At 71.1% G+C, this 22,652-nt stretch carries 17 protein-coding genes; all 17 read right to left on the bottom strand.

The features are described from left to right. Positions 1–884 (bottom strand): hypothetical protein (locus LLG88_00155; protein MCE5245325.1); only part of this gene is annotated, 884 nt, incomplete at its 3' end. A gap of 70 nt (positions 885–954) precedes the next feature. Beyond that, a complete protein-coding gene (locus LLG88_00150; protein MCE5245324.1) occupies positions 955–1,854 on the bottom strand; it encodes a hypothetical protein in 900 nt (299 codons plus the stop codon). Continuing rightward, positions 1,851–9,368, bottom strand: coding sequence for a hypothetical protein (locus LLG88_00145; GenBank protein MCE5245323.1), 7,518 nt, complete (start codon positions 9,366–9,368; stop codon positions 1,851–1,853). The genes LLG88_00150 and LLG88_00145 overlap by 4 nt, the downstream gene beginning before the upstream one ends. Beyond that, positions 9,365–11,443 (bottom strand): hypothetical protein, encoded by a 2,079-nt coding sequence (locus tag LLG88_00140; protein ID MCE5245322.1) that lies wholly within the window; start codon positions 11,441–11,443, stop codon positions 9,365–9,367. Before LLG88_00140 ends, LLG88_00145 begins: the two co-directional genes overlap by 4 nt. 9 nt (positions 11,444–11,452) lie before the next feature. Continuing rightward, positions 11,453–11,962: a hypothetical protein gene (locus tag LLG88_00135; GenBank protein ID MCE5245321.1), complete on the bottom strand. Its 510-nt coding sequence runs from the start codon at positions 11,960–11,962 to the stop codon at positions 11,453–11,455. Positions 11,963–11,964: 2 nt separating this feature from the next. Then, positions 11,965–12,423, bottom strand: coding sequence for a hypothetical protein (locus tag LLG88_00130; protein ID MCE5245320.1), 459 nt, complete (start codon positions 12,421–12,423; stop codon positions 11,965–11,967). After that, entirely contained in the window at positions 12,416–14,506 is a 2,091-nt protein-coding gene (locus LLG88_00125) for a hypothetical protein (protein MCE5245319.1), read from the bottom strand. The genes LLG88_00130 and LLG88_00125 overlap by 8 nt, the downstream gene beginning before the upstream one ends. Then, positions 14,503–15,117, bottom strand: coding sequence for a hypothetical protein (locus LLG88_00120; GenBank protein ID MCE5245318.1), 615 nt, complete (start codon positions 15,115–15,117; stop codon positions 14,503–14,505). The genes LLG88_00125 and LLG88_00120 overlap by 4 nt, the downstream gene beginning before the upstream one ends. A 51-nt stretch (positions 15,118–15,168) precedes the next feature. Beyond that, entirely contained in the window at positions 15,169–15,426 is a 258-nt protein-coding gene (locus LLG88_00115) for a hypothetical protein (protein ID MCE5245317.1), read from the bottom strand. 17 nt (positions 15,427–15,443) lie between these two features. Continuing rightward, complete coding sequence (locus LLG88_00110; GenBank protein MCE5245316.1) at positions 15,444–15,890, bottom strand: hypothetical protein; 447 nt, start codon at positions 15,888–15,890, stop codon at positions 15,444–15,446. 14 nt (positions 15,891–15,904) lie between these two features. After that, entirely contained in the window at positions 15,905–16,894 is a 990-nt protein-coding gene (locus LLG88_00105) for a hypothetical protein (protein MCE5245315.1), read from the bottom strand. A gap of 3 nt (positions 16,895–16,897) precedes the next feature. Further along, positions 16,898–17,584, bottom strand: a complete 687-nt coding sequence (locus LLG88_00100; protein ID MCE5245314.1) for a hypothetical protein — start codon at positions 17,582–17,584, stop codon at positions 16,898–16,900. Continuing rightward, the gene (locus LLG88_00095) at positions 17,568–17,948 is read right to left on the bottom strand and encodes a hypothetical protein (protein ID MCE5245313.1); all 381 of its coding nucleotides are present in this window, start codon (positions 17,946–17,948) and stop codon (positions 17,568–17,570) included. Before LLG88_00095 ends, LLG88_00100 begins: the two co-directional genes overlap by 17 nt. Continuing rightward, positions 17,948–19,642: a portal protein gene (locus LLG88_00090; GenBank protein MCE5245312.1), complete on the bottom strand. Its 1,695-nt coding sequence runs from the start codon at positions 19,640–19,642 to the stop codon at positions 17,948–17,950. The genes LLG88_00095 and LLG88_00090 overlap by 1 nt, the downstream gene beginning before the upstream one ends. 2 nt (positions 19,643–19,644) lie before the next feature. Beyond that, positions 19,645–19,860, bottom strand: a complete 216-nt coding sequence (locus LLG88_00085) for a hypothetical protein (GenBank protein ID MCE5245311.1) — start codon at positions 19,858–19,860, stop codon at positions 19,645–19,647. Next, positions 19,853–21,277 carry a terminase family protein gene (locus LLG88_00080; protein MCE5245310.1) on the bottom strand — a complete coding sequence of 475 codons (1,425 nt, stop codon included), beginning with the start codon at positions 21,275–21,277 and terminating at the stop codon, positions 19,853–19,855. Before LLG88_00080 ends, LLG88_00085 begins: the two co-directional genes overlap by 8 nt. 116 nt (positions 21,278–21,393) lie before the next feature. Further along, entirely contained in the window at positions 21,394–21,861 is a 468-nt protein-coding gene (locus LLG88_00075; protein ID MCE5245309.1) for a hypothetical protein, read from the bottom strand. Between the last annotated feature and the right edge of the window lie 791 nt (positions 21,862–22,652).

The raw sequence follows: 22,652 nt of genomic DNA, 5'->3' as shown, positions 1-22,652 counted from the left end.
GTGCCGCCGAGGCGGAACGAGAGATTGCCCGCCGACGTGGCGACGACGTCCCAATAGGCGCCCGTGCCGTTGGTGATCCGCACGCTCCGCGAGTCGCCGGAGACGCCGCTCGAATTCTTCACCTCGATCCCGACGCCGGTACCGGAGATCGCGATGGTCTTGGTCGCCGTGATCGTCTCCGCGCCCGCGAGATGCACGACGGCGGAATCGGCCGCGAAGTAGGTCGGCACGTAGCCGCCGAGCTTGCCCGCGTCGTCGGCCGTGCCGTGGAAGAACTTCGCCTGGCCGACCGCGCCCAGGTCGAGCGAACCGTCTTGGTCGAGGTCCATGCCGTAGGCGTACACAACCCCGAACGGGTCGTCAGGCATCCCGAGGTCCATGCTCGAGTGATAGGGGGCGAGCGCCGAGCCCTCGACGCGCACCGCGCCATAGGGCGCGTGAAGAATGACGTCGCCGGACCACGAGCCGGCATGGAGCGCGCCGGGGGCGAGCGTGACGTAGCCGCCGGCGTTGGCCCGCGCCTGGAAGCCGAGGCCGTCGCGGATCAGCCCCGCGGGGTAGGACGGGTCGGTCGTCAGGTCCACCTCGCCCCGGAACGTGGCCGCGGTCGCGGTCCCGGTCGCGGCGAGGCTGCCGTCGATCGTGACGTCGCCGACGATCGAATTGACGCTGATGCCGGCGAGCATCGCCGCGGTCCAGTCGTGCCAGGCCCCGGAGACGCAGCCGTACAGGTGGCCGTTGCTCCGCGAGAGGACGAGCGGCGCCGCGTCGCGGCAGGCCCCGGTCGGCGGCGTCGGCGTCGAGGCCACGTTGTCGGCCGGCGGGGCGGCGAACGCCGCGAACGCGGCGAGCATGGCCGCGGCGGCGAGGACGATCTTCTTCATCGGGCGTTCCCTCCTCCGGCGGTCGGCGCGCCCCGCGGTCGGCCGGAACGGCCGCGGGGGCGAAGAGTCGTCAGGCGGCGAAGCCGCCGGTGGCGACGACGGACCAGCCGTAGAGGCCGTCCTCGCCGCGAAGGCAGACGCGGAGTTCCGCGGGGCCGGTCGCCGGCTGGACCACGGCGAGGCGACCGACGAGCGCGGCGGAGGCCGCGGGCAGGTCGGCCTCGGCGTAGACCGCCGGCGCCGTCTGCGGCGCGGCGTAGGTCCAGCACCGGACGTAGACCTTGGCCCCGGCGGGCGGCGGGACGGACGCGAAGACGATCCGCCCGAGGGCGAGGTCGATCGCGTAGTCCGTCGTCGGCTCCTGCTCCACGCCGCCGACCGTCACGACGTAGGCTTCCGGCGCGGCGAGCGTCGCCCCGGCGAGCGCGAACGAGAGCGTCGTCCCGTCGCCGAGGAAGCTCCAGACGCCGGGCGTGACGCGGCCGCCGCCGGCGAGGGCCGCGCTCACCGCGCCCTGGACGACGGCGAGGTTCGCCGCGTCCGTCGCCTGCGTCGCCGCCCCGACGTTGACGATCCGCCCGCCCTGGGCGTCGAGCAGCCCGCCGGCGAAGCGAAGGGCGTCGCCGAGCGCGGCGTCGAGGCGGCGGAGGATCATCGTCGCGCGGTCGAGCGCGGACTCGAGCGTCTCCGGCCGGAACGGCCCCTGCTGCCGCAGGGACACCGGCTGCTCGATCGGCACGACGAGCGAGACGGCGACGGCCACGCCGGAGGTCGGCGCGGCGTCGAAGACGAGCGTCCCGCCCTCCGCGTCGCCGGCCCCGAGGACGGCGTAGCCGCCGCTCCGCGGCACGCCGCCCACGGCGACCGCGACGTGCGACGCCTCGAGGAAGCGGAAGGGGATCGGGAACGAGAGCTGCGCCCCGTCGCCGAGGTACTCGGCGCGGATCGGGGAGTCCTTCGTCATCGTCACGGCTTCTCTCCTTCGTCGCCCTCGCCGACCGCATCGGAGAGCGTGGACGCCGGGTTGGCGGCTTGCTTGCGCCGCTCGCCGTAGATCAGGTGGCCCGCCGCGTCGATCGGCCCCTTCGGCGTGGTCTTGCCGGCGAGGGCGCGCTCGGCGTACTCGAGCGTCCTGCGGGGGTTGTGCGTCGGCAGGTTGGCCGCCGTGCCCGCCGCGTCGAGCGCGGCCCAAATCCGCTGGTCCACGTCGGCCTCGCGGGCGCCGGGGGCGAGGGCGTCTTGAATGTCGCTGACCAGCGTCTGCACGCCCGCGCCGAACGGCGAGGAGCGGACGGAGAACTTGGCGAGCTGGCCCTGCTTGTCATGGAACATCTTGTGGAAGGCCGCGTTGACGCCCCACTCGCCGAGCGTGCCGACGACCGGGAACAGCAGGAACGGCGCCGCGGCCGTCTTGCGTGCGGCCCACTCGGCCCACTTCTCGTCCTTCTCCGGCCCGCGCCCGGTGAGATACTCTCCGAGGAGGTTGGACGCGACGAGGACGCCGAAGGTCCGCGCCGCGGCGTGAAGATCCTTCCCCGCCTTGTCGAAGAGGCTGTCCCCGTTGAGGTGGGCCTGCGCCGCGTCGTGCCAAATCTCGCGCTCGAGGTTGTAGAGCTTGTTGAAGTAGCCGTAGAACGCCGCCTGCTGCGCGCCGACCGCCCGGCTGCGGACGAAGCCGGACTGCTCCGGCGCCTCGCGCGAGGGGAGCGTGCGGTCCACCGCATCGTCGGCGAAGGTCCGCGCCCCGGCCTCGCCGAGATTCTTGGCCTTACCCTCCAAGTAGGCGGAGTGCCAGATGATCGTGCTCATGAGCTTGTCCGTCACGTCGAACATGAACCACGAGGCGTTGCGGAAGGCGGAAGCCTTCCTCCCCGCCGCCGAGCGGTCGCCGGCCTTGCCGACGTCGGCCATGTCCATCTGGTAACGCTGCCGCGTGTCGTCCGAGCGGCGCCGCAGCGTGTTCGACTTCTCGAGGCACTCCCGCCGCATGGCGAGCCAGGGCTTCGTGGAGACGGCCTTGAGCAGCGTGCTCGCCAGGTAGCGCCCCTTGATGACGCCGCCGTGCCAGGCGACGAAGGCGTTGGAAAGGTCGCCGGCGGGGACCGTGACGGACCAGCCGAGGACGCGCATGATGAACCGCGAGCGCACGGCGTTGAAGCCGCGGAGGATGTAGCCCTCCGTCTTGGACAGCGCGGCCGACCGCGCGTTGGCGACGGACTTGAGCCAGTCCTCCATCGCGCCCTCGGATTGCTTCCCGAGGCGGCGCTTGACGATGTTGGAGAAGTCCGCGTTCTTCATGACCGTCTGCGCGTCGCGGACGAAGCCGTAGAAGTGGACGTAGTGCAGGACGTCGATGACGTGCTGCGGCACGACGTTCCAGTCGAGGTTGACGACGTAATCGGCGCGCCCGGCGCGGGCGTGGGTGAAGGAGTGCGGCATGGCCGTCTTGCCGCCGAAGGCGCCGAACATGGAGAGCGCCGCCGCGTCGGCTTCCTTGTCGCGCGCCGCGCCGCGGACGTTCGGGTCGGCGTGCAGCGGGAAGTAGCCGCCGCTGACGACGCGGCCGTCCGACAGCTCGATCGGCAGGGCCTCCACCTTGTCGGGCGCGGTCCCGTGGACGTCGCGCTCCATCTTGGCGAGGCGCGGCCAAAGCTCGCCGTCCATCAGCTTCCAGACGCTTTCCACGAAGTCCCATTCCTCGTGGGTGAGCGTCTTGTCGAGCCAGGCGACCACCTTGTCCTGCTCCCAGCCGAAGCCGCCCTTGATGATCGGGTTGCCGTCCGCGTCGAGCACCGGGTCGCCGTGCTTGTCGAGCACCTTCACGCCGCAGGTGCGGTCGCGGTTGCTCTGCGTCCCCATCGCCACGGCGAGCATCATCGCCCAAAGCCGCGTGCGGCGGTCGGCGTAGCCGAGTTCCGGCTTGAACGGCAGCTCGGAAGCGTCAACCTCCTCGAACCGCTTGCCGCCGTCGCCCTTGCAGAACGCCTGCCACTGGCGGAGGAAGAACGGCATGATCCGCCGAATGTCGGCGTCCTCGTTGTCGCGGCAGCGGCGGTAGTTGCCGTAGAAGAAGTCGTAGGCGGCTTTCCCGAGGTACTTGAACAGGATGCGCGGCTCCGTCAGCGCGGCGTTCCAGCCGGCGGCCGTCTCCGTCGCTTCGTAGCCGAACGGAACGGGAGTGTTCGGCGGCAGCGCCTCGCCGCGGTCGTGGAGGCCTTGGGACTCCACGTCGATCTGCGCCACCAGGTCGCCGATGGCGACGCGGCGGCCGAGCTTGTCCACGCGGTCCACGGCGGTCGCGGCGCGGCGGATCTGCTTCAAGGCCGCGGCCGCGTTCCGCATCTCCGCCACGGTCATCTCGTCCCACTTGCCGGAGACGAGCGTCTCGTCGAGCATCCGCGGGTCGAAGGCGGGGTCGATGCCGAGGTCGTAGAGGCGATCCGCCAGGTCGTCGGCGTACATCCGAGGAGGGCGCGTCTCGTCGGCGTCGTACTCGCGGAAGCCGAGCGTCTCGAGCAGCGAGTCCGTCACGTCGATCAGGCTTTGGCCGGCGCGCCCGATGGTCTTCCGCGTCTCGGGCTTCGCCGCGGAGCGGAGCGCGTCGGCGAAGGCGTCGCGCTCCTCGCGGGCGCGCATCGCCTCGCGGTAGATCCAGTAGTTCAAGAGCTGCTGCTGCTTCGCCGCGAAGGCCCGCTCGTACTCGCCGCGGGCCGCGGCGGCGAGCGCGGCGCGCGACGCGCGCTGCTCCGCCTGGAGGTCCGAGCCGGTCGTCGTCTCCGACGCGACGCGCTTGGCGACGATCTCCCGCGCGGCGAGGCGGATGGACTCGGTCGGCGTCGGCTTGCCGGAAGGGGACTTGCGCGCGGCGAGCGCCGACATTTCGTGGACCAGCCAACGGCCGGTGTGATCGTTGTGCAGCGCCTTCTCCGCCTCCTCGGAGAGCGTCTGCCACTCGTTCGCCACCTCGGGGTGACGCTCGGCCATCAGCTCGTCGGCCCGCTGGCGCGTGTAGTCGTCGCGGGACTCGAGTCCGGCGAGGCCCTCGAGCATCGCCCGCGCGGACGGGAAGCCGAACCACTCCGCGAGCGTCTCGGCCTCGATCCCGTCCTTGGAGCAGAGCCCGATCAGGCGGTCGGACCCGGAGGTGTCGTCCGTCTTGATCTTGCGCCGGGCCGCGGTCAGCTCCGCGGCGCGGTCCTCGTGCCACTTGTAGAGCTTCTCGCGCTCCTCGGCGATCGCCTTGTCGTAGTCGGCCCGCAGCGTCTCGAGGTCGCGCTCGAGCTCCGGGCGGATCTCGCCGATGCGCTGGGAGATGGTGTCCCGCGCCGCCTTGTCCTTCGTCTTGGACCGGACTTCCCGCAGGCTCTTGATCTCGTCGCGGGCCGCCTTCCGCGCCTCGCCGAGCTTCGCGTCGCGGTCCCGGCGGAGCTGCCGCTGGCGTTCCCGCGTCTCCGCGGACATTCGCTCGCCGGCGGCCTTGACGCGGGCCTCCTCGGCGGCGAGGTCGGCCTCGGCCTTCTTCCGGTCGTCCGAATGGAGGATCGCCTTCATGTCGTCGAGGCGGATGCGGACCTTCGACCCGTCCGGGCGGGTGAGCAGCTTTTGCAGGGCCTCCGGCATACCGTCCCACGGCTCGCCGGTGCGGAGGAAGCGCGCGACCTTCACGATCATCCGGTCGTCGTACTCCTTGCCCGCTTCGTCAACGGCCTTGGACCGCTTCGCCTGCCACCAACGGCCGTTCTCGCGGGCGCGGTCGGCGAACATCTTCACCGCCAGCCGGCGCGCGGCGAGCGTCAGGCTGTCGTGCTGCTCGGCGATGTAGGCGCGCCACTCCTCCGGCGTCATGCCCGCTTCCTCGGGGCTGCGGTAGAGTGGCCGCAGGGCCAGCGCGTCGCGCGTCGCCTCGATCTCCTTCTCGCTCGCCAGCATCCGGTCGAAGACGCCGCGAATGTCGTCGTTCAGATCGACGCCGGGCCCGCCGGCGCCGTAGACGTCGAGCAGCCAGAGCTTGAACCGCTGGAAGAGGCCCGCCAGGTTCGCGGTCGGGGCGTTCCCTTCCATCAGGTACTTCTCGAAGCCCTTGGCGAAGCGGTCCTCCTTGGCGGCGAGTTCCTCGTGGCGCGCCCGCTCGGCGGGCGTCAGCCGCGCGACGGACATGGAGAGCGCAGCGCGCTCGTACTTCTCGTCGTCCGTCGCCGTGCCGTTGCGGATCTTCTCCTCGAGCTCCTCGAGGCGATCCGTCTTCGCCGCGCGGTCGCCGAGGGCGGCGCGCTCGACGCGGGCCGCCTCGCGCTCCGCGTGGCTGCCGTATTGCATGAACTTGAGCGCCGTCTCGTAGTCGCGGCGGAACTGCTCCGGCGCGTCGGCGCGCTGGGCCAGCGCGCTCATGACGTCGATGTAGACGTGCGCGGACTCGTGGACGAAGGTGGTGAAGTCGGAGGTAGGCGCGAGCGCGATCTTGTAGAGGCGCTTCGCGCCGTCCGCGAGGATCGTCGTCCAGCCGCGGCGCATGGCCGTCGTCGCGTCCGCGGCCGGCGCCGCGGCCGCCTGGTTCAGCGTCTCGCTGATGGGCATACGGCCGGCGTCCCAAACGACGTAGCCGCGGCCCTTGCCGTCCGGGCGGTCGTAGCGCAGGCCGGGCACGCCGGCCTCGCGGAGCGCCTCCGAAGCCTCCTTCCTCCCGCCGCGGCGGAGGGCCAGCTCGCCGTACATCTCGCCGCCGGTCATGCCGGGATCGACGGCGCCGCCGGCGCGGTGCTCCTCGGCGAGCCGGTTGGCCTCGGCCTCGTCCGCCGCCCACGTCTCGCGGATGACCTGCCCTTCGCCGTTGCGGACCACGACGTCGAAGCCGCCGTCCGGGTTGGCCTTGACCTCCGCGTCGGCCGGCTGGAGGCCGAGAAGATCGACCAGCGCGCGACGCGCCTTGGCCGGCTGCCGGTCGAGCGGAGCGCCGTGGTCGAGCAGCTCGTCGTCGCCGGGGAGCGTCGCCACGTACTTCCGCCCGCCGGCCGTCCGCGTGCGTGCGGCCTCGTCGTCGCCGTCGAAGTGGACGCCCCAGCCGCGGGACTCGCCGTCGCCGTCGTCGGGGACGAAGCCCCCGCGCTCGTGCGTCGTCGCGGCCCGCTCGTCGCCCGCGCCGATTTCCACGGGCAGGTCGCCGAACAGGTCTTCGTAGGCGAGCGGCTTCTCGCCGCGCGTGGCGCGGTCGTCGTTCCACGCGGCCAGCGTCGCCAGGCGCATCGCGCGATGGACGGCGATCTCGTTGTCCATGTCCTCCGGCGAGCGGCGGCGGGACTCCGGCAGCTTCTCGTTGGCCGCCTCGAGCTCCTTCCGCCGCGCCGCCGCATCGGCGTCGGCCGCGGGGTCGTCGGGAACTTGCCCGTCGCGCTCCCACTGGTCCACGAGCTCCTTCGCGCGGGCGACGATCTGCGGCTGGTACTCGGCGTGCTCGCGGGCCGTGAGGCCCCTCGGATCGACGGCCGTGTCCAGCGCCAGCCGTTGCGCGAGGTTGGTCGTGGCGACGTCGCTGATGAACTTGGCGAGCGGGACTTCGATGCGGTCGCCGCGGTTCGCTGCATCGAGCACGGCGTCCCCGGCCTCCTCGCCGGTCTTGTCCGTCAGCCGTTCGCCGATCGCGTTGACCAGCTCCGAATCGACCGTGCCGTCCGCGCGGCGGGCCTCGTTCACGGCGGCCTTCGCGTCCACGTAGACGTGCGTCACGGGCGCGCCGCTCTCGGCCGTCTCCTTGGCGACCATCTTGGCGATCGTCTCCGGCATGGCGACGGCCAAGTCCTTGTTCTCCGCGAGCGCCTTGGCGACCTCGGGCATAGCTTTGGCCCGCGCCGCGTCCTGCCGGTAGTTGGACATGGTGCGGTAGTAGCCGGTCGCGGCGCCGAACGTGCCGTGCTCGATGCCCATGATGCCGCCGCCGAGCGCCTGCTCCGCGGCGTTGCCGAAGGCGCGTCCGACCTCCTCCGTCGTCGGCGCCTTGTAGCGCCCGAAGTCCCCTCCGTAGGCCGAGGCGTTCCGGGCGAGCCACTGGCCGGCGTCCTGGCCGAGCGTCTGGACGGCCATCGCTCCGGCTTCCGTCCGCCCCGCCGTGGCGATCCGCTTCCCGTACTCCTTGAGCAGCGCGGAGCGCAGCTCGGCGTTGCCGAGGATCTTCCGCCCGAACGCCTCTTCTCCGCCCGCCGCGGCGTTGCCGAGGGCCTTGCCGTAGGTCGCGTAAATCGCCTGCTGGCCCTTGGCGAGCGCGGCCGTGGCGATCGTCGCGTAGGCCGCGGCGACGATCTTCGCCGTCGCGTCGTCGATCGGGCGCCCGTTCTCGTCGAGCGTGTCGCGGTAGGCGCCGTAGGCGGAGAGCGTCGTCTGCGCGTAGATCGCCGCCATCTCCGCGGCCTTGCCTCCGAACGCCGCCGCGGCGCGCCCGGCCGCGTTGGCGGCCTTGGGGTTGCGCGTCAAGGCCAGCGTGGCGAGCGACGCCGCGCCGTAGGCCGCGGCGGCGCCGCCTCCGCGGGCGCCGAGGTTGGCCGCCTGCATCCCGAGCATCTGCGCCCCGACGTTGACCACCTGCCGCACCGGGCCTTGGCCGGAAGGATCGGTCGGGACCATGCTCTCATTGATGCGCGCCAGGGCGAGTTCGTCCTCCGGCGTGCCGTTGCCCACGTAGATTTTGCCGAGGATGGCGAGCCGCTTTAGATCCTTGAACGAGTTCTTCGCCGCCTCGACGGTGCTGTCCGGCGCGTTCGGCCCAGCCTTGCGGTAGGTCTGCTGCGCGTCAACCTCGGCGAGCGCGTCCCAGAGCTTGTTGTTCGCCGCGGCCGTTTCCGCGGCGCCCTGCGCCCGGCTCTCCGCGAGCGACATTTGGCCCGTAATGACCTTGAGCGCGTTGCCAATGTCGTTCCGCGACACCATCTGCGCGTCGAGCGTACCGCCGAGCCAGACTCCGATCTTCTTCACGAGCCGCGTCACGGGCGGCGCTTGCTCGACGACGAAGTTCCGCGCCTCCGGCGAATTGAGCAGCGCGTCGGCGAGAGCCGGATACTGCCGGCGGAAGCGCACGGGATCGTTGGCGACGAGCTTGGCCCGCTTCTCGATCTCGTCGATGCCGCCCTCGCCGACCCCGGCGAGGACGTCCACGGGGATTCGGGTGATCTGCGACAGCGCGCCGATGCGGCGCGCCCGGCCGCTCGGATCGCCCGACCAGGCGGAGATGGTCGCCGCGTCGAGCACGGCCTTGAGGCGGGCGTTCTCCGGCGCGTTCGGGTCGGCGACGGAGCGGAACGGGTCGAAGCCGTCGTTCAGCACGCCGCCGGAAGTGGCCGGGGAAGTCGCCGGGGAAGTCGCCGGGGAAGCCGCGGGCTTGCGCGGCTCCGGGGCGAAGGGGTCGTAGTCGGCGTTCAGCACGCCGCCGGCATTGGCTTCGTCGGCGGCCGTCGTCGGGACGCTCGTGGCGAACTGCTCTGGATTCCGCGGGTCGCTCACTTGGCCGTCCTCGAGAGGCTCGGGAGATTGGCATAGGCGCCGTTGCGGACGCCGGCCGCGTAGGCTTGGACGACCCAATCCGGCCGCAAGGGCTCGTTCGGTGCGCGCTCGTGCCACTTGTTCGTGATGTGCGCGTAGACGGCCGGCAGCTCGCGCTGGATGCGCGCGGCGTCAACGTTCTCGCCGTGGAAGACGTCGGCGTAGGGCACGACCTTCGTCGTAGCCGCGGCCGGGGCGGGCCCGGCGGCCGCCGGCGCGGAGGGCCGCGGCAAGGGCTTGCCGAGCGTCGTCGCGACGTACTCGGGGTACGCCTCCGCGATCGTCTTGCCCTGCGCCTTCGCCGAGGCGGCCATCCGCTCATAGTCGTTGTAGGGTGTGTTGCGGTTCGGGTCGGCCTGCACGACGAACAAGCCCTGCTGCACGGCCTCTTCGTTGGACACGCGGCGAGCCGATCGGCGGTCGCTTTCGGTGAGGTTCATGTCGCGCTTGTAGGTCTTGCCGCTGAAAACCTTGTTCGGCACGGCCCAATAGGAGAACGCCCGCTCGAACGACTTGTAGGCGTGCTCCTCGTCCATTACGCCGTTGATCTTGTAGTCCTGGACGGCGGCCTCGATGATGTGCCCGAGGCGATCCTTGTCCTCGGGCGTCGGGTTGGTCGGGCTGTAGAGGTTGGCCCCGATAAGCCAGCGTCGCGCGAATTGTCCGATCTTCTCGAAGGTCTTGTCGTAGGCGCCGCCCTGCTCCTTCGGGTTGCCCTCGCGGATGATCGTCTCCGCCGTGTGAAACATCTCGTTCGGGACGAGCCCGTAGAACTTCGCCAAGTCGTGCGGGACGCTGAGGCCCTCCGGGTTCAGCATCATTTCGCGGACGGCGGCAACGTCCTTCGGATCGTACTCCTTCGGCTCCTTCGGCTCCTTCGGCGGCGTCGCCAGCTCGATGAAGGCGTGCTGCGTCTTGAACTCGAGGCGGCCCCACGCCTGCGTCTGCCGCGCCGCGGCGAGGCCCTTGGTCTTGATGATTCCGTCAACCTCCTCGTAGTCGGCGCGCTCCTGGTAGAGCTTGCGCGCGTCGTCGGCGGCGAGGGCTTCACCGTACAGAGCCTTGCCCTTGGCCCGGACCTCCGGCGTCGCGCCGGCCTTGTCGAAAGCGTCCTCGAGCTGCTCCCAGCCCTTCACGCTGTCGAAGCCCACGGCCTTGCCGGCCGCGTCTCGCCGCGTCACGGACTCGACGACCTTCGACACGATCCCGCTCGCCACGTCCTCGAGTCCGTGGTCGCGCCACTTGTAGCGAAGCGCGTCGGCCTCCGTCCCGAGGGCCGCTACGACGTCGGGCCGCTTGAGGTAGTCGATCGCGGCGGCGAACTGCCCGGCCTCGGCCATCGCGTTCGCGCGGGTCCGCATCCATTTCTGGACGGCCTCCTGCGCCGCGACGTCGCCGGCCTCCTTCGTGCCGCCGGCGTCGATGACGGCGATGCGCTCGTTGGCGACGTACTTCGCCATGCCGTCGTTCGACACCGAATCGTCGAAGGGGTTACGGAGCGTCGCGTCGATGGCCGCGGCGTTGGCCGCGTCGCGGGCGGTCTTCCGCGCCTCGAGCGCGCCCGCCGTCGCCAGGCGCCCGACTTCGGTGAGGTGCTGGTCCTCGTCGCGCTGCGTCCGATGGTAGAAGAGGGACGCCGCGTCGCCGTCGAGCGAGTCGTAGATTTGCTTGCGGACGCGCTTGATCGCGTCGGCCGCGGCCGGGGCGGCGTTGACCGCCGCGTCGCCGCGGAGCATGGCGACGCCGCCGGGAACCTGGACGGTGAAGTCGCTCGCGGGGATCGGCCGCAGCTCGCCGCCGGGCGCGTAGAAGACGGCGTTCACGCCCTGGGCGTAAAGCGCCTCCGCGTCGTTCACCTTCTTGGCGACGTCGAGTTCGTACTGCTTCCGCGCCAGCTCGTTCATGCCGGCGCCGGCCGCGTTCAGCCCCGCGGCGAGGCCGGCGCCGAAGTCCTCCGGCGACGACGCGACGCGAAGCTCCGCCGGCTGTCCGGGCTGCGGAGCGACGGCCCGCTCGTAGACGGGAATCCTCGGCATTGACCCCTCCTACTTCTTTTTCAGCGTGAGCGTTCCGCTCGAGAGCCCCATCTGGAAGGCGTTCGACGCGCCGGTGAGCAGCGAGCCGGCCGCGCCGTAGGCCCCGGCGGACTCCGCCATCTTGCCGCGGAGCCGCTGGGAGACGCCTTCAATGTCGTAGCCGCGGGCGCGCATCTCGCCGTTCCACTTCGCCTGCTCCTGGTCGAGCGCGCCCTCGGCCGCCGTGTCCCCGAGCAGGGCGAGCGGCGATCCGCTGTCGAGCGTCACGCCGGCGTTGGCGAGGGCGACGCGCTGGTCGGCGATCGTGCGGCGCATCCTGTCCCGCAGGTCGGCCGCCTGGGCGGACCCCTGCTCGCGCTCGACGACGGCCTGCTGCTCGGCGACCTTCTCGTTGTAGTCGGCCATCCGGCTCTGGAAGCGCGCGTTGTCCATCTGCGCCTTCACGGCCACGGCCGTCCCGGCGACGGAAGCGCCGAGGGCGGCGTAGCCGACCCACGCGGGAACGGCGACCGGGCCCATAGTTACCTCCACCGCCAAGCGGCGCGGAAGGGCGCGCCGTCCGCGCCGAACTCCGTCGCCTCGCCGGCGAGCTCGAAGCCGAGCGCCCGCGCGAAGGACTGCGCCTTCGCGTACCGCTCGTCGATCATGTTCCCGATGCAAAAGTAGCGGCTTTGCATGAAGGCCGTCTCGCGTCGGGCGATCCGCAGCATGGACAGCTTGTGCCGCTCGACGGCGTTGCCGGTGAGCAGCCAGACCGTCGCCACGCCGCCGACCAGCGTCAGCGGCGTCGTCCCCCACAGGGCGAGCACGGCGCCGTCCTCGGCGACCGCGGCGCGAGCGTAGTCCGACGCCTCGAGCGAGCGCGCGAGTGCCTCGAGCGGCGTCTCCCCGGTCGCGGCGATCTCCGCCGCGTCGTCGGGCCGCAGGTCCGCGGCGAGCGCCTCGGCGTGGCGGCGCTCCGCCGGGACGACGCTAACCAACCTGCACCTCCCGCGTGACGGAGAGGACGGTCATCGGCAGCGGGTCGCGCTGCTCGAGCACCGCCTCGGCGTCCCGCTCCCACGCCGCGGAGACGCGGATCTCCGCGAGGCCCTGCGCCGGCGCGGGCGTGCCGAAGTCGTCGGCCACCTGCCGCTGGCGCAGCTCCGTCATGTCGTCGCCGCCGGACCCCGCCCAGCCGCCGCGCGTGTCGAGCAGCTCGAGGACGACCTTCGTCACGCGCTTGAACTTGGCGCGGACGTCGGCGTCCTGGACGGCCAGCGGGAGCAGCCGCGCCCGCGAGGCGTAGGGCAGCCCCGCCGCGCCGGAGACGGCGACGGCGTGCGGCAGCGTGATCTTCCCGCCGGCGACGACGAGCCCGGCCACGACCTCGCCGTCCACGACCGCCGTGAGGGTCTTCCCCTCGAGGTGGTCGAAGCCGGAGAGCACCGCGGACGTCCCGACCTGCGCCGCCGTGAAGGCGATCGCGTCGTCGAGGAACAGCGCGGCGTCGTGGCGGCTGGCGAACCGCTCGACGTGCCGGACGTCCCGGCCGCCGACGCGGCGGCGGACGACGGCGTAGAGCGCGTCCTCCGTCCCCTCTGGGATTACGCAGACGCTTTCGTACCAGCCGTCCGTCTCGTGGACGTGCCAGCCGGACACCTCCTGCTCGCGGACGTAGGTCAGCCCGAGCAGAGCGCCGTCGTCGCGGACGATCCAGACGATCGAGTCGGGACTCTTCGCGTAGGCCATGCTCACGACGCGGCGGCCGGCGAGGAGGTGCTGCGCCAGGATCGTCAGGTCGGCCCCGACGTAGCCGTCCGAGGAGAACTCGTAGGTCAGGTCGCGCACGGCGGAGCCGCGGTCCTGGACGAAGATGACGGCGTTGCCGATGACGACCGGCGACACCCACGAGCAGCCGTAGCGGCTCTGCTGCTTCACGTCGATCGAGGTCGGCGTGATCGGGCCGCCGTCCGCGCCGGCGACGGAGGACTCGCCGGAAGCCGTGAGGGCGAGCAGCGTCCGCAGGGACACGAGGTCGCGGATCTCCTCGCGCCGCTTGCCGGCCACGGTGAAGGTGCAGGCATCGCTGCTCTTGGCCGGCGAGCTGTAGTCGAAGGCGCTGTACGTCCCGGTCTGCGAAGCGAAGATCGTCTGCGGTTCCGTCGCCGTGTTGGCCGCGACGAACCGCTGCTGATGGATGCAACAACAGGCCGGGTAGTTGCCGGGGCCGGGGAACGGATTCTTCCCCTCGGGCGGCGCGTCGCCGTAGTCGGGAACCTGCCCGTCGTCGTGGAACGAGACGGCCGCGGTCGGGTGCGCGTCGTCCACCGGAACCTCGCCGATGTAGCCCGGCGTGTCGTTCCGGCCGCAGTAGACCGTGACGATCCCGCCGGCCTCCGCGCCCGCGGGCGGGAGGATCGTCAGCGTGATCGGGCGGTCGGCGTAGCGGTCGATCTTGCCGTCGTGCTGCGCCGGCTTGACCGGCGCGGAGGCGAGCGACTGCTCACCCTTCGGCGAGGTGTAGGTCGCCCACCAAACCCATTCCTTGTTCGGGTGACTCGAGTCCTCCGTCGCCGTCGCCTCGCGGGAGAGCGTCAGGCCGGTAGGCGGCTGGACGGTCTTCGCGGTAACGAGCGGGGAGAGCTCCCAAGTCACGTGGTCCACGCGGCGCAGGGTCATCGGCGGATGGCTCTGGCACGTGAGGTAGAGCAGGTTGCCGACCTGCGCCCACTTGAGCAGCGGCAGGTCGTCGGCCCCGTAGGGCGTGTCGAACTCGACGGGCGCGCCGCCGGATACGACGGCGCCGCCGCGCGCCAGGACGCGGGCGTAGCCGACGCCGAACTCGAGGACGTAGGCGAGGTCGTCCGAGAAGTCGAACGGCACGAGGATGCACGGCTGGTCGGCGTACTTCGCCGCGGCGACGAACGTCGTCCCCGGCCGGTTGCGAAGCGGGCCGAGCTTCGTCGCCACGAAGTTCCGGCACTCGGCGAGCGAGGCCGCGTAGCGTTGAAGATCGGTGCGCGCCCGCAGCTCGGGGGCGATCTCTCCGCCGGCGAACGAAGCCTGCCGGATCGCCGTCATCGGGCGGTTCCGTTCTCGAGGAAGTCGTCGAGCGGGCCGCCGCCTCGGGCGGCGATCCATTCGGCGTCGGGGTCGCGGCGCGGGCGTTCCGCGGCGCGGACCTCGGAAATGGCGCGGAGCTCCTCGGCCGAAGCGCGGTCGAGCGCGAACTTGGCGAGGTCGGCTCGGGCGTCGAGGGCGAGCGCCAGCTCGCCGGCGAGCCGCCAGGAGACGTACTGCGCGAACGACGGCGGCCAGAGCTCGGGCGCGACGTCCGCGACGTAGACGAGTTCCGCGGCGTCGAGGTCGCAGAGCAGGGCCGAGCCCTCGATCGCGTAGGCCGGTCCTCGAGGCCGCCACGGGAGGCCGTCGTCGAGGCGCACCGGCTGGATGCAATCCACGGGGAGCGCGTAGGCGTAGCCCCACGCTTCCGAGGGCGAGGCCGGGAGGCGGGCGAGCGTCGCCCGGCGCTCCGCGAACGGCCAGGCGTAGGCCGTGAGCGCGGACGCGACCGTCGCCGGATAGACGACGGCGCAGGCGCGGGCTTCCTCGTCCGCGTCCTCGAGGGACTGGATGGCCGCACGCCCGCCGAGCCGGCCGAGCGCGAGGTTGCAAATCTGCACGGCGTTCATGGGCGTCCCCCGAGAGTGCGGGGCGGCGGACGAAGCCGCCGCCCCTTTCGGTCAAAGAGCGTCCTGGTCGCTGAGGCGGCCGTTCCGCTCGCCGGAACCTTCCTCGTCCGGCGCTTCGTCCGGGGAGGCGGCCGGTTCAGCGCCGTCGAGGAGGGTCCAGGTCTTCGACGGCTTGGCGTCCGGCTCGTCGTCCGAGACGGTCACGACGGCGCCCTTCTCGTAGAACACGCCGTTGCGGTAGCACGCCGCGCCGCAGCGATAACGCTTGACCTGCGGTTCCGTATTCAGCTCCAGCTTCTTGCGGGCCATTCAGCGCCTCCTTTCGGTCAGCCGATGTTGACGTTGGTGAAGCGGTTGAGCACGACGCCGGCGGTCGCGGAGCCGGAGGTGATCGTCCCCACCACGACGTAGCGCATGGCGAGGTAGCGCCGGGTCACGCCCGGCGGAATCCGCGTGAGGCGGAACTGGTAGCCGGCCTTGAGGGTCGCCACGGCGATCGCGTCCGTCTGCTCGAGCACCTCGAGGTTGGTGGACATGGCGGAGTCGTCGGCCTGGACGAGCTGGAGCTGCACGCTCGTTCCGCCGGAGACGTCCGCCGTGATCTGCGCGAAGACCTTCGGCTCCTCGCCGCGGCCGACGTCGTTGCGGACGGCGGTCCCGTCCTTCGCCAGCGTCCCGGCGACGCCGAGGTCGATGACGTTCGTGGAGAGGATGTTGCCCGTCCCGGCGAGGGACTGCTGGTCGCTGAACAAGTTCTGCTTGTCGAGGATCATGTCGTCCCCCTCTCTTACGCGACCACCGATTCGGTGTTGAGGATCGAATCGGTGATGCGGATGGGCGCGCCGAGGAAGCTGACGATCGGCTTGCCGGCGATGTTGTCAACGGAGAGCGTGGACTGCCGCGTCGAGTTCATGGCCTGGAGGTGCAGGTACGTCCCGATGGTGCGGTTGCAGTACCAGGCCATCCGGCCCGTGTTGGTGTCTTCGAGCGTGTTGTAGGCGCGGATCATCGCCTCGACGACGTTCGTGCCGTTCGACGCGAGCGAGCCCGTGTCCACGTTGGCGATGCGGACGACGTAGCGGTAGTCCTTGACGCAGAGGCCGAGGTGCCACTTCCACGAGGAGACGTAGGCTTCGAACTTCTTGCCCGTGCCGTCGTCCCAGAGCTGCGAGCCCAAGTCCTTGAACTTGATGCCGGCCTGGGAGCCCTTGGGGAAGATCCCGAACGCGGTCTGCGGACCCCAGCAGATCAGCCAGATCGAGGTCTGGTCGTTGCCGCTGGCGCCGGAATCGCACTTCACGATCTGCCCGCCGCCGATGGCGCTGGACAGGTCGAAGCGCGGGGCGAAGCCGCAGATCTTCTCCGGGTTGGCCTTCGTGCTCGCGTAGAACAGCGCGGAGTTCGCCTCGTTGTTCAAGCTCTGGAGGAAGGCCAGGTCTTCGCTGGCTCGGAAGGCCGCGCCGTTGCCGTTCAGGTCGGCGACGTCCACGTCGAGGACGCTGAGGCCGGCCACCTGGCCGCACACCTCGTCCACCTGGGTCGTGCCGCTCTTGCTCGGCGAGATGCCTTCGTTCAGGCGCCGCCACGCGACGCTCGGCAGGGAGGTGCGGCTGACGAAGCGGTGTCCGGTCGGGAGGTTGCCCTCCTGGAACACCATGTCCTCGAGCAGCGGGTTGCGCTTCGTGAGCTGCTCCACGACGGCGGCGATGCCGCCCTGGGGATCGGTGCGCCGCGCCTGGTCGAGCAGGGTCGGCAGCGTGTTGTCGATGACGGCCATCGTTTACTCCTTTCGCATGGAGGTGTAGAGGGCTTCGATCGGATTCTCGGCGCCGGGCGCGCCGCTCCTCGCAGCCCCGGCCGCCTTCGCGGCGGCCTCGTCTTCGCGGATCGCCGCCCCGATCTTCGCCGCGAAGCGGACGAACTCGGGGTGCGAGCCCAGGCCCGAAGCGTCGAGGAACTCGGCGAGCTTCGGGTTGCCGAACCGCCGCACGACGGCCCTTCCTCGCTCGAGGGTTTCCTTGAACCGCGCGCCGCCCATGTCCGGGTCGTCGCGCACGGCGGAGGCCCACGTCTCGACCGCCTTGCGGTGTTCCTCGGCCTGCCGCTCGGCGAGGCCGCGAAGCTGCTCGAAGTGCATATCGGCGAGCTTCTGCGCCTTTTCCGAGTCGAGGCCGTACTCCGCGGCCGCCGCGGTGAACTTCGCCACGGCCGGGTCGTCCGGCGCGAATCCGTCCGGCACCTTCACGGTCACGGGCGCGGGGGCGGGTTTCTCGCCTTTCGGCTCCTCGCCGGCCGCTCCGTCGTCGGGCCCGTCCTTCTTCGTCGCTTCCTTCCCCGCTTCGCCGCCGGAGCCTTCGGCCGCGGCCGCGGCCTCCGGGTCTTCGGCGGTGAGCAGCGTCTTCTCGTCCGTCGCGCCCGCGGCTTCGGCCGCGGCCGGCGCTCCGGCTCCGCTATTCGTCTCGGCCATCGTCTTCCTCCTCCCCGCCGTCGCCGGCGGCCTTGGTTGCCTTCGCCGCGGCGCGCGAGTCCTCGAGGGCCTCGACGAGCGCGGCGGCGTAGTCGTCCGGCCGCTCGAGCTGCGCGCGGCGCATCAGGGCGACGCCGATGGAGCGGCGCCCCTCGTTGTAGGCCGTGCCGATCGGGTCCGCGGCGATCGAGGTTCCGAACGTCCCGCAGATCCGGTCGATCAGCCGCCAGTAGAACCGCCGCCCGCGCGGGTCGGCGAGGAGCCACGCGAGGTCGGCGGCGTCCGTCGCGGCGCGCAGCTTTTCGCGCTTCCGCGCCCCGTCCTGGGCGGAGGCGCTGCCGAGAGGGCCGGAGCGGCGGCCCATCAGATCGCCCCGCCCTGGCGGGCCGCGAGCAGCCGGGCCAGCGCGTTGTCGCCGTTGACGTCCGTCTCGCTCAAGGTCTTGGCCGCCTGTGCGGCCTGGTTGACAGCGGGCGCGGCCTGCGCCGCCTGGGCGGCCTGCTCCGCCTGGGCGCGCTGGTCGCGGATGCGGCGGCGCTCGTCGGCGGGGACGATGATGCCGGGGTCCACGCCGAGCATGGAGGCGTAGTCCTCGACGGCCTTGTCGAAGTCGATGACGTCGAGGATCTCCGGCTTGGCGCCGTAGATGTTCCCGACGAAGCCGGCGAGCCGCTCGACGCCCGACGTTCCGATCAGCCGCTGCGCCGCGGCGAGGACGGAAACGTACTCGACGCGGAGCTCCTTGCCCTGCATCTCCGCCGGCGGCTCGGGGAGCAGCCCGCGGCGGTGCATCAGCCCGAACACGCGGTCCACGAGCGGGTCGAGCAGCTCGTCCTCCGTCCGTTCGATGACCGGGCCGAGCTGGAGCATCTTCTCCTCGTGGCGCTCGACGACCTCGCGCGCCGTCATCTGCGGCGTGTCGAGCTGCGTCAGCATCAGGAAGAGGTCGGCGTAGAAGGCGGCGTTGATGCGGCGCTCGTGCTCGGCGATCTCCCGGCCGACGACGGTCACGCCCTCGGGCGGGATCTCGATGGCCGGTCGGAACGCCTGCCCGCCCTGCACGGCGTCAACGTAGGTGACGTCGCCGGGGAGCAGCGAGGCGCGCTCGGCGCGGAGCGTCGAGGGCGCGACCATCGGCGGATTCACGAGCTTGTCGATCGCCTGGGCCTTGCGCCGCTCGAGCACCTGGAGGGCGCGGGCGTCGCCCAGCGCGTCCATGCCGGGACTCTCGCCGTAGGCGTCCTCACCGACGCAATTCCACCGCACGCCGAGCACGGGCTTCTCGGCGAAGCCGGACTCGGCGAGCAGGGCGGTCGGGGCCTCGCCGGAGCGCGTCTCGATCCAGACGGAGCGGAAGGGCATGGAGAGCGCGTCGGCGCGGGTCGGGTCGGCGCCGAGGCGCGGCTCGACGACGTGGAGCGTCTCGATCCACTCGTACAGCCGCCCGGCCTCCCACGCGGCGCGGGCGCGCCGGCTGACGTTCTCGAGGCCGAACGTCTCGACGAGCTGCTCGACGGTGAACGACTGCTCGTGGTGGACCGTGGAGACGCGGCCGTTGGCCCCGTTGGCGAAGCAGTAGGAGCCGGCGGGCCAGACGACGCAGTTAATCACGGCGTCGGCGTCGTCGAAGACGGCGAGGGCCGCGGAGCCGAAGACGCCGAGATCGGCGTAGAGGGTCGGCAGCGCGGTGTAGAGGTTGCTCCGCGCGAAGACGAGGCGCATCCGCTCCTCGACCTCGGAGAGCCAGGACTTCGCGGCGCCGAAGGCGGAGAGGTCGGGGTCGATCGTGGTGAGCTTGAACCACGGCCGGGCCGGGCTTGTCATGCCGGCGTGCATACCGCTGGCGAGGGTGCGGGCGGCGATGCGGGCGACGTTGTTCACCACCTTGTCGTTCCGCTTCCGCCCGGCGAAGGCGGCGTTGCGCTCGGAGGTCGAGCGGCGGAAGCGGCGGGGGAGCATCTGCTCGGCGAGGTCGCTCCAATGCTCGAGGAACGACGACCGCTCGGAGACGAGGGCCGCGTGGCGGCGGAGGAGCTCGTCGCGGGTCGGGGCGACCATCGTCACGAGGCCCCCTTCGCCTGGGCGAAGGCGACGCTGCCGAGCAGCGTGGACGGCGAGGCGGCGGGTCCGCCGGACCCGAGCAGGGCGGCGTACTGGTAGCGTTGGCGCTCCTGGAGCATCTGGCTGCGCTTCTTCGACAGCACGGCGGCGTCGGCGCGGTCGGGCGTCGGCGGCGGGGCCGGAGGCGTGGACGGCACGCTGGGCGAACTACCCACGGCGCTTCTCCTCGTCCCCATAGGGGTCGTAGTCCGTCAGGGCGTGGCCGCTCCGCGCGCCGCCCTTGCCGACGCCGGCGGCGAAGGTGCAGGCCAGCGCGTCGCCGCGGTCGGGCGAGAACCGCAGCCGCTTCTTGAGCTCGTCCTTGGCCTCGAGGACGTAGCGCCCGGCGTCGTCGAAGTGGTAGCGCGGGGCGGCGAGGTCGCGGAGGACGAGCGGGTCGTTCGGCAGCGAGCCGGAGCAGACCCACTCCTTGAGGCGGAACCAAATCTCCGCGCGCTTGTTCAGGTAGCGCGGGTCGGCGGCCTTGGAGCCGAACTCGACCGGCATGAGGTTGCGGACGCCGCGGTGGGCGAGGGCGTCGAAGACCCCGGCCCCGACGCCGGTGACGTCCACGAACACCGCGTCGGCCCCGAACCGCCCCACGGCGCGCTCCACCTGGTCGGCGAGCTCGATCGTGTCGAGGCCGGAGAGGATCAGCGGCTTGAAGGCGGCGAGGCCCTGGCGGGGGAAGATGACGCTCTTGTCGTCGCCGAAGCGGGCGACGTCCACGCCGAGCAGCTTGGGGGCGTAGTCCACCTGGCGGCGGAGAACGACGCGGCTCATGGCGGCGCGGACGTCCTCGATCGGGACGAGCACGTCGTCGTCGCTGGCCCCGAAGTCGCACTCGAACTCCTGCTTGAACTGCGCCTCCGTCATGTCGCGGCGGGCGGCGGCGAGCTCGTTCGGGCTGACCGCTCCGGTGTCCACGGCGCGGCGGAGGTCGGCGCACCACTGGCCGGAGCCGTCGTCGAGCGCGGCGTAGAACAGCTCGGCGAAGAGGTTCAGCCCGTGCGGCGTGCCGATGAAGATGACCCAACCCTCGCGCCCGACGTCGGACACGGCGGGGCGGATGACCTCGCCCCAGGTCTGCGGCCTCATGTCCGCCACCTCGTCGAGCACCACGCCGTCGAAGCGCAGTCCGCGGAGGGCATCGGGGTTGTCGGCGCCGTAGAGGGAGACGACCGCGCCGTTTCCGAAGACGACGGAGAGCGCGCCCTCGCGGATCTTCACGCCTGGGATCTGGCGGGCGTAGTGGGTGAGGTAGCCCCAGGCGACCTCCTTGGCCTGCTTCAAGAACGGCGCGACGTAGCCGTAGCGCGCGTTCGGGCGGCGGTCGGAGATGGCGCCGAAGATCAGCTCCATGATCGCGGCGACGGTCTTGCCGGCGCGGCGATGCCAGACGCAGACGGTGAAGCGGCGGCGCTTCGCGTGGAGCGCCCGCTGATGCGGCCGCGGCTTGAAGTCCAGCTCGATGCGCGTGACCGTCTTGCCCGGCGCTACTTGGATGGTGCTATCGTCAACCTTGGAAAATCCCGCGGAAAGTCCGGCGGGATTCGGGGCCTCGACGAGCGGAGAAGTCCGGGGGGCCTCCACGCGCGAAGCCGCCGGCCTCTCGGGGCGCGGCGGCGTCGTTCTATCCCCGGCGAACTCGGGACCGGGCAGGTTGGGGGAAGCATCAACCTCCGCGTACTTTTGACGGGGGGCGCCGCTCACGGCTTCTTCTTCCCGCGGGTCCTCTTCGCCCCGAAATCCTGGCCCTCCCCCTCGAAGGCCCCCCGGCAGGCGTCGTCCTTGGCCTTCGCGCGATCCATCGCGGCGGCCGCCGCCGCCCGCGCCGCGCCGCGATCCGCCGCGCTAAGCGGAACGTCCGCGGGGTCGGGCGGCGCGCTGTAGGGATCCACGACGTAGACTGTACCTCCCACTGCTACGTCTATCCGCTGCACGATAGGCCCGCACACTTCCTCTCTGACGCGGACGGCGGCGCGGAGCCGTTCGCCCCTTAGGCCCGCATCACCACCACGCATGATCGCGGTTATCGTCTGGAGTGCTTCGTCCGCTACCGCGCGCACGTCGTCCGGCGCTTCGGTCGGGACGCGCCACTGTATCGCGCGCGTCGCCACGTCCGCGGTAATCGTGCGGGCGGCGGCCTTAGGGCGACGGTGGGTGCGCTGAGGCATATCGGGCGGAGTCTCCAGGGCGCGGCGCTTAGCGATAGAGCGCCTTACCTGCCGCCATCATACGAGTTATTAAGTCGCGTGGCAACGGAAATTCGGACGTTTCTATCCGATTCTTAGAGCCGCGTCCGGCGCCCCGACCGATACGGCCCGCCCTGGCGAACGAAAGTAGCGCCGGAAACGCTCTAAAGCGCCCGCAATACTACCCTAGCGCCACAATCGCCCGCGCCGCCCGCTACACGTGGAGGGGCGGTGTAACGTTATCTGTAGCAGGCGCAAGTAGCTTTGTTTTCAAGCACTTAGAGAGATTTTGCTACTTGCTACACTTCTTTCTATATTCTTAGATATAGAGAGAAATAGAGAAGGGCGAAAGTATAAGAAGAAAATCCTCTATATAGATAGTAGGAAGCGTAACAAGTGTAGCGAGTAACAAAACGCGACTAAGCGCCCGCGCTGCAACACTTTGCGCCTGCTACACTTCCGTTACACTACCACGTCGAAAGTAGCAGTTTTGCGCCTTGTCTTCGCCACTTAGGCCGAACTTTCGCCCGCTTGACCGCCCGCCGCGCGCCCAAAATCGCCCGCACACTTTCGCCTTTTCGGCCGCCAAAGTGCCCCTATCCGGCCCGCCCGCGGGCCGTCCGCGGTAGAGCTCCGGCCCGCGGGCCGCGCCTTTCGTCCGCCGCGGACTAGCGCGGACGACATTGAAGCGCCCGCCCGAAAAATATTTCAACGAGTCTCTTGACTAGTCGGCGCTATGGGGCGATACTCTCTCTGTCGGGGTAAGGAAGCGC

Source organism: bacterium, from assembly GCA_021372775.1.
In the GTDB taxonomy this organism is placed as follows: domain Bacteria; phylum Acidobacteriota; class Polarisedimenticolia; order J045; family J045; genus JAJFTU01.
The sequence above is the reverse complement of the archived record's forward strand: the minus strand, read 5'-3'. Positions and strand labels throughout refer to the sequence as shown.